Annotated in this window: 8 protein-coding genes; 4 read left to right on the top strand and 4 right to left on the bottom strand. The window is 58.3% G+C overall.

Annotated features, from left to right (window positions below; genetic code table 11):
• Window positions 1–93: 93 nt before the first annotated feature.
• The 3 genes from ORG26_RS02945 to ORG26_RS02935 all read left to right on the top strand — a co-directional run bounded on the left by ORG26_RS02945 (window position 94) and on the right by ORG26_RS02935 (window position 4,223).
• Complete coding sequence (locus ORG26_RS02945; protein ID WP_266367029.1) at window positions 94–708, top strand: PH domain-containing protein; 615 nt, start codon at window positions 94–96, stop codon at window positions 706–708.
• Between the two features lie 248 nt (window positions 709–956).
• Window positions 957–2,657 (top strand): tetratricopeptide repeat protein, encoded by a 1,701-nt coding sequence (locus tag ORG26_RS02940; protein ID WP_266367028.1) that lies wholly within the window; start codon window positions 957–959, stop codon window positions 2,655–2,657.
• An 81-nt stretch (window positions 2,658–2,738) separates the two neighbouring features.
• The gene (locus ORG26_RS02935; RefSeq protein ID WP_266367027.1) at window positions 2,739–4,223 is read left to right on the top strand and encodes a flavin-containing monooxygenase; all 1,485 of its coding nucleotides are present in this window, start codon (window positions 2,739–2,741) and stop codon (window positions 4,221–4,223) included.
• Between the two features lie 14 nt (window positions 4,224–4,237).
• Here ORG26_RS02935 and ORG26_RS02930 read toward each other — a convergent pair whose 3' ends face one another.
• The 4 genes from ORG26_RS02930 to ORG26_RS02915 all read right to left on the bottom strand — a co-directional run bounded on the left by ORG26_RS02930 (window position 4,238) and on the right by ORG26_RS02915 (window position 11,579).
• Window positions 4,238–6,688, bottom strand: a complete 2,451-nt coding sequence (locus tag ORG26_RS02930) for a TonB-dependent receptor (protein ID WP_266367026.1) — start codon at window positions 6,686–6,688, stop codon at window positions 4,238–4,240.
• A gap of 317 nt (window positions 6,689–7,005) precedes the next feature.
• On the bottom strand, window positions 7,006–7,446 hold the full coding sequence (gene arr / locus ORG26_RS02925) for an NAD(+)--rifampin ADP-ribosyltransferase (RefSeq protein WP_266367025.1): 441 nt from the start codon (window positions 7,444–7,446) through the stop codon (window positions 7,006–7,008).
• A gap of 311 nt (window positions 7,447–7,757) precedes the next feature.
• On the bottom strand, window positions 7,758–10,064 hold the full coding sequence (katG, locus tag ORG26_RS02920; RefSeq protein ID WP_266367024.1) for a catalase/peroxidase HPI: 2,307 nt from the start codon (window positions 10,062–10,064) through the stop codon (window positions 7,758–7,760).
• 495 nt (window positions 10,065–10,559) lie between these two features.
• Window positions 10,560–11,579 (bottom strand): sterol desaturase family protein, encoded by a 1,020-nt coding sequence (locus tag ORG26_RS02915; protein ID WP_266367023.1) that lies wholly within the window; start codon window positions 11,577–11,579, stop codon window positions 10,560–10,562.
• A gap of 326 nt (window positions 11,580–11,905) precedes the next feature.
• Here ORG26_RS02915 and ORG26_RS02910 point away from each other — a divergent pair, with 326 nt between their 5' ends.
• Window positions 11,906–13,615 (top strand): IlvD/Edd family dehydratase, encoded by a 1,710-nt coding sequence (locus ORG26_RS02910; protein WP_266367022.1) that lies wholly within the window; start codon window positions 11,906–11,908, stop codon window positions 13,613–13,615.
• Window positions 13,616–13,710: the final 95 nt, after the last annotated feature.

Here is a 13,710-nt window from a genome sequence, read left to right as displayed (position 1 = left end):
GAGCAGTTCACGAGCGGACCGCGAGGGGTGTGCAGGGAAAAACAATTTTGTTAGATTTGACGGAATAACTAAACGTAAACCTTTTAAAACGGCATGTTTAAGAAATTAGCGACCGAGGCGCTAGGACTGAGCGATATCGGTAAAATCATCGCACCCCGTGATTATGACAAAGTTGACTCCGACGATTACATCCTGCACGAAGACAACGAGAAGATTTTCTTCCTCATCAAATCCAAAAGGGACGAATACTGTTTCACCAACCGCGCCCTGATCCACGTCGACGGAGCCAGCGCGCTGGACAAAAAGCGGACGCTGCGCCGTTACGAGTATTACAAAAATCCGTTCGCCAATGTGTCGCTCCAGACGGCGGGCACGATCGATCTGGACGTCGAGATTATTTTCAACATTGGGCAGCAGCATTTCAACATCAGCGTCGACAAGGGCCAGATCGACCGGCTTCGGGACCTCTACAAGGCCATTCTGGCGATCTCGGAGCAGGTGTACAGCAACCAGACTTACCTGAGCTTTACGCAGAATAGCCTGGCGCAGGCGGCGGCCATCGTCACCTCCGGCCGGCAGGAGGCCGTTTCGAAAGCGGAGGAACTGGAAAAACTGAACGACTACATCTTCAACTGGAGCAAGGAATCGTACAACAGCTACAACCAGAAGGATTTCTCGGCCATTTTTGAACGGTATATCAATAACTAACCGGCCGTAACCGGATTGCCGCGAAGCCGCGGGTGGGGGCCACGGTCTCCGCCCGCGGCTTCGCGGCGCTTTGGCCGGTCTGTCAGGAAGACAACGCTCGTTAATTGCACCGGCATCACCGTATACTAAAAGGCTGGATTCGTGGTCCAGGCGGACAGGACATTATTGGGTAGTAAGGTGTACCTTTCTAAAGATCAAAGGTTTGTGCGCCCGCTTTCGGGGTTGCTTTTTAGAAGGGTACAAGACGTATGAAAAAACCGGAACCTAAGCGGACCCTGCTGGCGGGCTTTTGCCTGCTGGTGCTCCTGTCCTGCCAGAAGAAAAACGACGCGCCGACCCACGACGCCATCGAGGCCATAAACCTCAAACGGGGCGAAGTCGTCATTTGCGGAACCCAGCAGCCCCAATTCGGTTCGGTTCGATTTGCCGTTTCGGCTCCCGGTAAGACCCGGGAGGACTTCAATCTGGCCATGGCGCTCCTGCACTCGTTCGAGTACGACGAGGCCGAAAAGGTCTTCGCCGGAATCATCGACAAATCGCCGGATTTTGCGATGGCCTACTGGGGCGTTGCGATGTGTAATTACCACCCGCTATGGGCTCCGCCGACGCCCGCTGAACTGGAAAAAGGCACCAAAGCCGTGACCCTGGCCCAGAAACTGGCGGACCAAGCGGCCCCGGAATCCGCCTATATCGACGCCATTGCCCGGTTCTACCAGGACTACCCAACGGTCGATCACCGGACGCGGAGCCGCCGCTTCGAAACTGCGATGGAGCAGATTCACCGGCAGCATCCGGCGGACCACGAAGCCGTTGTGTTCTACGCGCTGGCGCTGGTCGCCACGGCCGACCCGGCCGACAAAACATTGGCCCGCCAGAAAAAAGCCGGGGCGCTGCTCAACGGCCTTTACCAGCGCCAGCCGGATCATCCGGGCATCGTGCACTACCTCATTCACGCCTTTGATTCCCCGCAGCTGGCTCCGCTGGCCCTGCCCGCCGCCCGGCGGTACGCGTCCCTGGCCCCTTCGTCGGCCCACGCCCTGCACATGCCTTCGCACATTTTTGTCCGGCTCGGTCTCTGGACAGAATGCATTGCATCGAATCAGGAATCGGTATCGGCGGCCCGCTGTTATGCCCAGTCTACCGGCATACGGGGGCATTGGGACGAAGAGCTGCACGGACTGGATTACCTGATGTACGCCCACCTCCAGCGGGGCGACAATGCGCAGGCCCGAAAGCAATGGGCGTACTTGCAAACGATCCGCGAAGTCCATCCGGCGAGCTTCAAGGTGGCCTATGCGTTTGCGGCGATTCCGGGCCGGTACGTCCTGGAAAACAGGTTGTGGCCGGAAGCCGCCCGGTTGAAAGTGCCTTCCGCCAATTTTTCCTGGAACGACTTTCCGTGGCAGAACGCCCTGATTCATTACACCCGCCTGCTGGGATGGGTGCATACCGACCGGCTGGATTCGGCCCGGGCAGAACTGAAAACCCTGTACCGGCTCCGGCAGACGCTTTTGGGACAGAAGGATGATTATAAGGCCAACCAGATCCAGATTCAGATTCTGTCGGGCGAAGCGTGGATTCTGCATAAAGAAGGCAAATCCGGGCAGGCTTTGCGGCAGATGCAGGCCGCGGCCAACCTGGAAGACAAAACGGCGAAGCATCCCGTGACTCCCGGCGAACTCCTTCCGGCCCGGGAACTTCTGGGCGATATGCTGCTGGAGATGAACAAGCCCCGGGAGGCCCTCAGGGCGTACGAAGCCGATCTCCAAAATCAGCCTAACCGGTTCAACGGGCTGTATGGAGCCAGCATGGCCGCCAAACAGGCGGGCGACGACCCCAAAGCGACGCATTACGCCCGGCTTCTGGTCCGCCTCGCCGACGCCGGCAGGTCCGACCGGGCCGAAGTGAAAGCGGTTCGGGGCTGGCTGCCGCCGGACGGGCCGCTTTGAAACGGAGTTGGCCTCGGGCAAAATCCAGTTGGAATAACAAAGACAATTTTCTGCTCGTTATCAGGTCGATTAATTTGCTTCATGCCTACTACTGCCTATTCCCGCCCTGAATTACTTGATGTGTTAATAGTCGGGGCCGGTCTGTCGGGCATCGGCACGGCTTACTGGCTGCAAAAACACTGCCCCGACAAACGCTATGCTATCTTTGAAGGGCGGGATGCCCTGGGCGGAACCTGGGATCTGTTCCGCTACCCCGGCATCCGCTCCGATTCGGATATGTACACGCTCGGCTATGCCTTCAAGCCCTGGGCCAATCCCCAGGCCATTGCCGACGGAGCCTCCATCCGGCAGCACATCGAGGAAACAGCGCGGGAAAACGGGATCGATCAGCATATTTATTTCGGCCACAAGGTCGTCGGGGCGGCCTGGTCGAGCGGGGATGCCTGCTGGACGGTGGAAATCCGGCACGGCGCGACGGATACGCAGATAGCGGTGCGCACCCGGTTTCTGTACATGTGCAGCGGGTATTACAGCTACGAAGAGGCCTATCGCCCCCAATTTGCCGGGGAAAGTGAGTTTGGGGGACCAATCATTCTGCCCCAGTTCTGGCCCCACGAACTGGACTATGCGGGGAAACGGGTCGTGGTGGTCGGCAGCGGAGCTACCGCCATGACGTTAGTGCCTGCCCTGGCGCGTTCGGCCGCGCATGTGACCATGCTGCAACGCTCGCCGACCTACGTGGTGTCGCTGCCCGGACAGGATGCGGTGGCCCTGCGCCTGCGCCGACACCTGCCCGAGCGAGTGGCCTACGACCTGATCCGCTGGAAGAACGTTCTGCAACGGATTTTTTTGTACTGGGTGGCCCGCGCCCGTCCCCAGATGGCCAAAAAACAGATCGTCGGGTTGGTGACCGAGGCGCTCGGGCCGGACTACGACGTGGCGACCCATTTCACCCCGCGCTACAATCCCTGGGACCAGCGCGTTTGTCTGGTGCCCGACGGCGACCTGTTCGTTGCCATCCGGGCAGGAAAAGCGTCGGTGGTGACCGACGAAATCGACCGTTTTACCCCCGACGGGCTGCGGCTTAAATCGGGCCAAGAACTCCCGGCGGATGTGGTTGTGATGGCTACGGGCCTGACCATCAAATTGTTCGGCGGCATGCAGCTGACGGTGGACGGAAAGGTTTGCCCGCCGAATGAAGGGATGGTGTACAAAGGCATGATGATGAGCGATGTACCGAACTTTGCCATCGCCTTCGGCTATACCAACGCTTCCTGGACGCTGAAAACGGACCTGACGGCCAATTACGTCTGTCGGCTGCTGCGTTACATGGACCGCCGGGGCCACGCCATTGTGGTGCCTCGGCGCGAGGCCGATGTGCAGCCGGTGCCCTTTCTGGATTTTACGTCCGGCTACGTCCAGCGCGCCCAACAGGTGCTTCCCCAGCAGGGTTCTCGCCGCCCGTGGCAGGTGTACCAGAACTACCTCAAAGACCTGCTCTCCATCCGTTATGGCCGACTGGCCGACGGCGTGCTGCGCTTCGGACCCAAAGGCAGCATGCCCTGACCGCCGCGGGGCGATTAAAATTCCTTCTCTCCGAACTCATTCCCCGGCAGTTTGGCCCGTTTGCTGACCTGCCGGAGCGAATAGCTCACGTTAAGGAGCAGAATGTCTTTTTCCTGAATGTAATTCGTCGTGGTGAAAAAGTTCCGGCCGCGGGTGGTGATGCGCTGTTCATTGGTCGGCAGAAAGCCGAGTCCGATGTTCTGCCATTGGAGCGCCACCGTCATTCGGTCGGCCATCAGGCTTTGTTTGACCAGCAGGTTCGGAATCAGGAAGCGCGAATCCTCGCCCTGGGCCGTGATGCGCCGAGACAGGTAGTTGACGTTGGCCTGGAACTGTAATTTTGGAGCCAGCTGCACACTGGTATTGGCGTTGACTGAATACACCCAGGCCGCCCGGTTGAACGTCACCTGATTGTTGAAGAGATCGCCCGTCAGGGTGTATCGGTACAGATTGCCGCCTACGTACAGTTTCCAGCGGGAGGACAGCTTCAGATCACCGGCCATTTCCAGCCCCACGCGCTGCGCCAGCCCCGCATTGGTGAAAATCCGGCTTACAATCGTATCGGAATAGACCCGGTTTACGCGGTTGATGATGTTTTCGACGCCCTGATAATACACGGTTGCAATCAGCGTACTCCGCCCAACTTCTTTGGTCATGCCGACTTCGGCCAGATTCACGAACTCAGGCAGCAGGTTCGGATCGCCTTGTTCGAGGGTTTCGGAGTGTTCGCGTTCGGGCAGGGGATTGAGGGCAAAATTGCTGCTTCGCTGCACCCGGCGGCTGAATCCGGCTTTCAGTGCGAGGCCCTTGCCGGGTTTGTAAAGCATGTTGAACGACGGAAACAGGTTGTTCAGCCGCAGCACGTAGGTCTGGTTGCCGGGCGCTTCGAGCACCCGTTCGGCAGTTTCGTAGCGAAGCCCGACGCTTCCCTCCAGCTTTTTGCCCCCGACCGAATACTGGCTGTAAACGCTGTGAATCCGGTTTGTAAGCGTGATGCGGCCGGTAAAAGCCGGAATCAGCCGCAACGGCTGGCCCCGGCCGTCCTGCTCCCGGTAGCGATAATTGCCGAGGTCTTCCTGATTCCGGTACTGGTAGCCCGCTTCCAGTTTGCCGCGTCCGAGCGGGCGCGAGCCGTCGAGGTTGAAGCGGTAGTTCTGGATGGGTCGGTCGGTGGTGCTCAGGGTGTACTGCAACGTATCGCGGGAATCGCGGCGGGTCAGGTTCAGGTTCCGTGTAAAGCCGTCGAGAAAGTCGTATTCGTACAGCGCCCCGGCCGACAGCGTCGCTTTGTTCCGGAAGGTATGCGTGTAATCGAGGTTGCCCGTAAAAAACTGTCCCCGTTTGCGCACGAGGTTAGCATTGAAGTAGTTAATCTGCCCGATAACCCGGCCGGTGGTCAGGTCCGTTTTGGTGTTCTGATAAAAAATATCGGCAATCCGGTCTTCCGTACGTTGGCTATGGAACAGACCAAGGTTCCAGCTGTGGCGTGCAGACGGCACGTAGGCCACGGCCAGCCGGTTGGTCAGCGTAAAGCGGTCGAAACTGCGCTCACCGGCGGACGGAAAGCGGGTGTAGCGATTCCCGATCGTCGTACTGACGTCACCGATCCGCCGTCCGGCAATGTCGTTGCGGAGGTAGGCCGAGCTGAGCAGCACATCCCAGCGGGCGGCGCGGTAGTTCAGCGTCAGGTCGCCGCTGTACCGGCTGGGCGCTTTGTCGTTGCCAAACGAGTTGACGCTCGGCAGACCGAGCAGCCCGTTGACCGTGGCCGACCAGCCCGATTCCGCACCTTTTTTGGTAATGATGGAAATAATGCCCGCTTTGCCGTCGGGGTCAAACCGGGCGTTGGGCGTCGTGATGACTTCGACGGATTCGATGCTGTTGGCCGGGAGTTGGTTGAGGAGCATTGTGAGGTTGGCCTGCACGGGCTTGCCGTTGAGCAGCACCAGAAAACCGTTGGCACCCCGCAGGCTGAGTTCGCCTTCGGCGTTCAGCGTAATGCCCGGCAGGTTGCGGACGAGATCGGTCGCCGTGCCGCCCGCCGCCGACCCGAACTGACCGGCGCGGTACGTCTGCCGGTCCGCCTTCACCTGAATGTCTGACCGCTGGCCCGACACGCGCACTTCGTTGAGCAGCCGGGTGTCGGCTTCGAGCAGCAGCGTGCCCACGTCCTGCGCCTTTCCCGCCGAGACGGACAACGGCACTGCGACCGGTTTGAAACCGACAAAGAAGGTTTTGAGCACGTGCCGCCCGTTTTTGAGATTACTGATCAGAAACCCGCCCGTCGAATCCGTGACGGCACCTGCCACCGCCGCCGAATCAGGCAGCCGGTAGAGGGCCACGCTCACGAACGGAATGGGCTGCCGGGTCTGCTGGTCGAACACCCGTCCGGTGATCTGCGCCTGGGCGTACGTCTGACAAAAGGCGAGCAGGCCCGTCAGCAGGGCGGTAAAACGTTTTATCATAAGCTGAATAGGAGAGGGCATTCTATGAGCGGAAGAAAACAAGGCGGTTTTCTACTCACAAACAATAAAGTAAGTGAGCGTAAAGCGGCGCCGGAAGGCCAACAGGTTATTTTTTTGTGAACTGCAACGGTTTTTGTCGGCTGGATGCCCTAATCGTTCAGGGATTTAATACCTTGTTTCTTAAGTCGTTCGAGGTGGGCTTTCTGCCCTTTAATAGGGTGTTTCTCGCTGATTTTACTCGAAGATTATCCTGTGCGAATCTGCGGCAAAAATCTGCGAAAATCAGCGAGAAACATCAATCGGCGAGAATTTTCCCCTTAGTCGTTCAAGGAGTCAATACCCTCCTGTTTTAGCCGCTCCAAGTGTTCTTTCATCACGCTGACCTGTTCGGCCGGGTGGCCCTGCCAGGCTGTTACTTCGCCCACGACTCTGAATGGGTGGGTGGAGCGATACGATTTTGTGGGATTGCCGGGGAATTTTTTGTCCGTCAGGTCAGGGTCGTCTTCAATGGGGCCGGTAGGTTCGACCAGATAAATCCGTTCACGGCCTTCTCCAAAAGCCAGTTCAGCGCCCCAGATTGCCGCATCCAGGGTGGCGGACAGAAAGATGTATTTCGCGTTTTTTCGCTGGCCGTAGTTCGAATTGAATCCCACCTCAATCAGGTCGCCGACTCTTAAGTCCGCTTTGGTGCCGTGAAAATACGTCTGGGCGAAAGGAGCGGGGGCGGCTCCGGTTGGCTGGGGTTTGGGCTGTTCCATTTGGGATGGGGTGGTTTAGGCCAGTTAACGACAGGACTGCGTGCTTTTATTTCTAATTCGATTGGTCAGAGAGCTTGTCATTGGTTACAAATGTTTCTCGCAGATTTTTACCGCAGATGTTCGCAGAAAATCAGCGGCGAACCGATAATCGGCGAGAACGCTTTTTTTACAAAAGTAAGGCCCTCCCGTTCGCCCACAACCCGTTCAGTCTTTACAAAGTTTGCATTAGGCGTCATCAAATCTACTCCAACCGGCACAAAAAAGCCCGGCATCCGCAGACGCCGGGCTTCGGTTTATTCCGTTAAACCGGATTACTTCAGGTCAAAGCGGTCCAGGTTCATGACTTTGTCCCAGGCGGCGACGAAATCACGGACGAATTTCTCGCCGGAATCCGCGCAGCCGTATACTTCGGCAATCGCCCGCAGTTCGGAGTTGGAACCAAAAATCAGGTCCACGCGCGTGGCCGCCCACTTGGTCTCGCCGGTGATCCGGTCGCGGCCTACGAACTGGTCCTGCGCGTCGGAGGTGGCGGTCCAGGTGGTGCGCAGATCGAGCAGGTTCACGAAGAAATCGTTCGTCAGTGTTTCCAGACGGGTCGTGAACACGCCGTGCCGTGAGCCGTTGAAGTTGGTGTTCAGCACCCGCAGGCCACCCAGCAGAACGGTCATTTCGGGAGCCGTCAGCGTCAGCAGCTGCGCCTTATCGACCAGCAGTGTTTCGGTCGGGATGTTCCGGTAGCGGCTTTTCACGTAGTTGCGGAAACCGTCGGCAATCGGCTCCAGCACGGAGAACGATTCCACGTCGGTCTGCTCCGGCAGGGCGTCGGCCCGGCCCGGCGTAAAGGGAACCGTCACCTCGATACCGGCCTTCCGCGCAGCCTCTTCCACCGCCGCGCCGCCGCCGAGGACGATCAGGTCCGCCAGCGACACCTGCTTGCCGTCGGTCTGGGCCTCGTTGAAGACCTCCTGAATGCTTTCCAGTTTGTCGAGCACGGTAGTCAGTTGAGCCGGGTTGTTTACTTCCCAATATCTCTGCGGCGAAAGCCGAATGCGGGCGCCGTTGGCTCCGCCCCGTTTGTCGGAACCGCGGAAGGTCGAGGCCGAAGCCCAGGCCACCGACACCAGCTGCCCGATGGTCAGGCCCGAAGCGAGGATGCTGGCTTTCAGGGCGGCAATGTCGCTTTCGTCGATCAGCTTGTGCGTCACGGCCGGAATCGGGTCCTGCCAGATCAGCTCTTCGGCGGGCACTTCCGGACCGAGGTAACGGGCGCGCGGACCCATATCGCGGTGCGTCAGTTTGAACCAGGCGCGGGCAAAAGCGTCGGCGAACTCATCCGGATTTTCGAGGAAGCGCCGGGAAATTTTCTCGTACGCCGGGTCCACGCGGAGAGCAAGGTCAGTCGTCAGCATCGTCGGGGCGTGGCTCAGGGCCGGGTCGTGGGCGTCGGGCACCGTACCGGCACCGGCTCCGTTTTTCGGCTTCCACTGGTGCGCTCCGGCGGGGCTTTTGGTCAGTTCCCACTCAAAACCGAAGAGGTTTTCGAAGAAGTTATTGCTCCAGCGGGTCGGCGTGGTGGTCCAGGCCCCTTCCAGACCGCTGGTTATGGTATGAACGCCGTGGCCTTTGCCGTAGGTGTTCTTCCAGCCGAGGCTCTGCTCTTCGAGGCTGGCCGCGGCCGGTTCCCGACCGACGAACTCGCCCGGGTTGGCGGCGCCGTGGGTCTTGCCGAACGAGTGACCACCCGCGATGAGGGCCACCGTTTCTGCGTCGTCCATCGCCATCCGGCCAAACGTCTCGCGGATGTCGCGGGCGGCGGCCAGCGGGTCGGGGTTGCCGTTGGGACCTTCGGGATTGACGTAGATGAGGCCCATCTGCACGGCACCCAGCGGGTTTTCGAGTTCGCGGTCGCCGGTGTAACGCTTGTCGCCGAGCCATTCGGTTTCAGCGCCCCAGTACACATCTTCCTGCGGCTCCCAGAGGTCTTCGCGGCCCCCGGCAAAGCCAAAGGTCTTGAAGCCCATCGACTCCAGCGCGCAGTTTCCGGCCAGAATCATCAGGTCCGCCCACGACAGTTTGCGGCCGTATTTCTGTTTCACCGGCCACAGCAGGAGGCGGGCCTTGTCGAGGTTGGCGTTGTCGGGCCAGCTGTTGAGGGGCGCAAACCGCTGCATTCCGGCTCCGGCTCCGCCGCGCCCGTCGGCGATGCGGTACGTGCCCGCGCTATGCCACGCCATCCGGATAAAGAACGGGCCGTAGTGGCCCCAGTCGGCGGGCCACCATTCCTGCGAGGTGGTCATCAGGCTGTAAATGTCTTCCTTGACGGCCTTGAGGTCGAGGCTCTGGAACTCCTCGGCGTAGTTGAACGACGGGTCCATCGGGTTGGACAGGGAGGAGTGCTGGCGCAGGATGCCCAGATTGAGCTGGTTGGGCCACCAGTCGCGGTTGCGGGTGCCGCCGCCAGCCACGTGGTTGAGCTGGCCGTTGAGGAAAGGGCATTTGGCCGCGCTGGAATCGTTGACATCGAGGGCGTCGTGGTGAGGCTGGCCGGGGTGGCCGTATTCCTGGGGCGCATTGGTCCCGTTCACCTGGTAACTGTTGGAGGTTTCGGATGAGGTCATACGTGTAGGTTATTAAGTGTTATGAACAAGCGACTGGAGGATGCCGGAGCGGGGCGTCCGGACTTGCATGGTGCAAATCTGTCGATTCGCTTTCAATAGAACAAGGCAATCGTCTCTGTATTTATATTGAAAAAATCTATGAGTCATATGCGGGGAGTCCGGGTGTGGGCTACCCGTCGCATGGGTTGAACCGCTGGCAGCTTTGCGGTATTTGGCTACTAGCCCCGGCGTTTTGTTAGGGCGGGTAGGTCGTGGAGAAGCGGGAACGAAGCGGTGGTTTTAGCTACACCGGCTTGAGAAATTCAGAGAAAGTTGTTAGCGAGTCTTTCTTTCGTTTGCGGAAATTCTGGGATTGGGAAGGGAATAGCCGCTAACGAACCGCGTATGGCCGAAAGCAGTTTCTACTGGAAATAAAGACCAAAAAAAGGGAGTAATCTCCTTCCGGTTTGCCAATGCCGGAGGAAATCACTCCCTTTTTTGGAATTACGTCTTTTGTTACTTGTTCAGGCTATTCGCCACCGCCGCATCTTCTTTTTGCTGCCGGATAAATTCGGTCCGCAGATATTTGGCCGTGTCCTGCGGGTGAACCGGATTCCAGCCGGGAGGCATGAAGATGTATTTGAGTTTGGTAATTAGTCCATCGGCCGATTTTACGTCCTTCCACAACAGAATGATTTCGCCAAAATAAACATCCCAGAAATTGTTGGAATCGTATTCTCTCGTGATTCCGTATTCGACCGGAACCTGCTTATCTTCTTCCTGATACGTTCTGAAAATATGGTCCCAGATGTTGAGCATGGAACTGTAATTGGTATCCAGGTATAACGGATTGCGGGCATGGTGCACCCGGTGATGCGAAGGCGTCAGAACCAGTTTGTTCAGAATGCCCAGTCGCCCGTTCTTCATCACTTTCTCGCTCACGTGGACGAAGGCGCCCCAGATGCTGTCGATGATCATAATCAGGAAATACATCATCAGCGGAGCGCCTGAAAGCACCATGATCGTGGTTCTGACAAATTCGGTGTACAGATTTTCCAGGTAAAACGTCCGCAGGGTAACCACCGCGTTCAGGTCTTCCGGCGAGTGGTGAATCGAATGAAAACACCATAACAACCGGATATTGTGAGCCGTATAATGATAAACAAACGTGCCGAGTTCGTAAAATAGATAACAGAAGATAAACCAGTACCAGGTCATCGAAGCGTGGACAATGGCAAACCTGCTGAACGCTCCGTAACAAAACATAATCACCGAGAAACCAAGCAGATGTGATAAAATCCGGTTGGTCAGGATAATCAATAAGGTTACTTTATATTCTTTGATTTTCCCCTTGCTCAATACCAGCACAAAGAGCATTTCGCCAAAAAAAACAACGGGCGCCAACGGGGCCAGAACCGCCAGAATTCCATCGATGCTTCGTAAAGAAGAATAATTTCCGGACATCAGGATGCCATAAAGGCCACCCAGCCGGAAAAAATCGAGGAACTCGTTCAATGCCACTTCCAGAAAATTCATTACGTCGAGAGTTACAAGTTAGTTAAGTACGTTCTCGGTGGTGCAAAACATGTGCCCCATTCCGCGGTCTCTCCCTGTTTGGGGAATTATATTTTCTGTGCCTGCGGTCTCCGTAATTCTTCAATAAATTTACATCCGGGCCGTTGTCCAGAAAATGAGGGGCAAACCGGCGGCGCAACCCGTGTACGCCACCGGTTTTGCGGCCTCCCGCTTTTTGCCCGGTTATTCGGCCCCGGCATAAGGAGGTATCTGCCTCCGGCTTCTTTTACGGTATATTCCAGTTGCCCTGCTCGGCGGGGCGCAGTCACATTTTTCAATTACCCATCATGCCCCTCCGTTCCCAAGAATGGTTTGGCCGCACCGGCAAAGACGGCTTTATTTACCGCGCCTGGATGAAAAACCAGGGATTTCCGCACCACCTCTTCACGGGCGAAAAACCCGTTATCGGCATCTGCAACACCTGGTCGGAACTCACGCCCTGCAACGCTCACTTTCGCGATCTGGCCGAGGCCGTCAAGCGCGGCATCTGGGAGGCGGGCGGCTTCCCGCTCGAATTTCCGGTGATGTCGCTGGGCGAATGCCAGATCAAACCGACCGCCATGCTGTTCCGGAATCTGGCGAGCATGGACGTGGAAGAAAGCATCCGGGCCAACTCGCTCGACGGCGTGATTCTGATGTGCGGCTGTGACAAAACCACGCCCTCGCTGGTGATGGGGGCCGCTTCCGTGGACATTCCGGCGCTGGTGCTCTCGGGCGGACCGATGCTCGCCGGGCGCTACAAAGGCAAGAAAATAGGCACCTCCGACCTCTGGCGTTTTGCCGAAGACTTCAAGACCGGGCAGATGTCGCAGGAGGAGTTTGTGGCCGCCGAAGCCTGCATGGCCCGATCCATCGGGCACTGCGCCCCGATGGGGACGGCCTCCACGATGGCCGCGATGGTGGAAGCCCTCGGCCTTGCTTTGCCCGACAACGCGACCATCCCCGCCGCCGACTCGCGCCGCAAGGTGCTGGCCCACATGGCCGGTATCGAAATTGTGAACCTTGTCCGCAAAGGCGTCAAACCGTCGGATATCCTGACCCGGCAGGCGTTTGAAAATGCCATCATGGTCAACGCGGCCCTCGGCGGCTCGACCAACTTTATCATCCACCTGCTGGCCATTGCCGGACGGGTAGGCGTGGACCTGACGATTGACGATTTCGATAAATTATCGGCTCAGATTCCGCTGCTGGCCAACGTACAGCCTTCCGGGGAGCATTTTGTGGAAGACCTGTTCTACGCGGGCGGGCTTCCGGCCGTGATCCGCGAGCTGCGGGGCTTTCTGCACAACGACGCCATGACGATCAACGGCAAAACGCTGGGCGAAAACTGCGCCAGCGCCGAATGCTACGACCCGGACGTGATCGGCTCGGTTGAAAAGCCCTTCAAACCCGAATCGGGCATCGCGGTGCTGAAAGGCAACCTCTCGCCCTACGGGGCCGTGCTGAAACCGTCGGCGGCCTCGCCCCACCTGATGCAGCATACGGGCCGGGCGGTGGTGTTCGAAAACATTGACGATTACAAAACCCGCGTCGACGACCCCGATCTGGACATTGACCCGAGCTGTGTCATGGTGCTCAAAAACGTCGGGCCGCGCGGCTATCCCGGCATGCCGGAAGTGGGCAACATGACGCTGCCAAAGAAGATTCTCGATCAGGGCGTGCACGACATGGTCCGGATTTCGGACGGGCGCATGAGCGGTACGGGCTTCGGCACGGTCGTGCTGCACGTTTCGCCGGAAGCCGCCGTCGGCGGCCCGCTCGCGCTGGTGCAGAACGGCGACCTGATTACCCTCGACGTGGAACAGCGGCTGCTGCACCTGCACGTGGACGAAGAGGAACTGGCCCGCCGACTGGCGAGTTTCCAGCCCCTGAACCTGGGCTACGACCGCGGGTACGTCAACCTGTACATCCGCCACGTCACGCAGGCCCACGAAGGCGCCGACCTCGATTTTCTGCGCGGCGGCAGCGGCCCGGTAGTGCGGCGGGACAGCCACTAAAGGTTGAATGATGAATGACTGAATGACTGATTGGCTGAATGATCACGGGGTTGGCAGTTATTCAGTCATTCAGTCACTCATTCATTCAGTCATTC

It is taken from the genome of Tellurirhabdus rosea (assembly GCF_026278345.1).
Taxonomy (GTDB): domain Bacteria; phylum Bacteroidota; class Bacteroidia; order Cytophagales; family Spirosomataceae; genus Tellurirhabdus; species Tellurirhabdus rosea.
Note: the sequence above shows the minus strand (reverse complement) of the source record. Positions and strands in the feature narration are given on the sequence as shown.

What these genes read in the sequence shown, in the direction of transcription:
- ORG26_RS02945 (WP_266367029.1), top strand. Translation starts at nt 94, where the DNA reads ATGTTTAAGAAATTAGCGACCGAGGCGCTAGGACTGAGCGATATCGGT.
- ORG26_RS02940 (WP_266367028.1), top strand. Translation starts at nt 957, where the DNA reads ATGAAAAAACCGGAACCTAAGCGGACCCTGCTGGCGGGCTTTTGCCTG.
- ORG26_RS02935 (WP_266367027.1), top strand. Translation starts at nt 2,739, where the DNA reads ATGCCTACTACTGCCTATTCCCGCCCTGAATTACTTGATGTGTTAATA.
- ORG26_RS02930 (WP_266367026.1), bottom strand. Translation starts at nt 6,688, where the DNA reads ATGATAAAACGTTTTACCGCCCTGCTGACGGGCCTGCTCGCCTTTTGT.
- arr (WP_266367025.1), bottom strand. Translation starts at nt 7,446, where the DNA reads ATGGAACAGCCCAAACCCCAGCCAACCGGAGCCGCCCCCGCTCCTTTC.
- katG (WP_266367024.1), bottom strand. Translation starts at nt 10,064, where the DNA reads ATGACCTCATCCGAAACCTCCAACAGTTACCAGGTGAACGGGACCAAT.
- ORG26_RS02915 (WP_266367023.1), bottom strand. Translation starts at nt 11,579, where the DNA reads ATGAATTTTCTGGAAGTGGCATTGAACGAGTTCCTCGATTTTTTCCGG.
- ORG26_RS02910 (WP_266367022.1), top strand. Translation starts at nt 11,906, where the DNA reads ATGCCCCTCCGTTCCCAAGAATGGTTTGGCCGCACCGGCAAAGACGGC.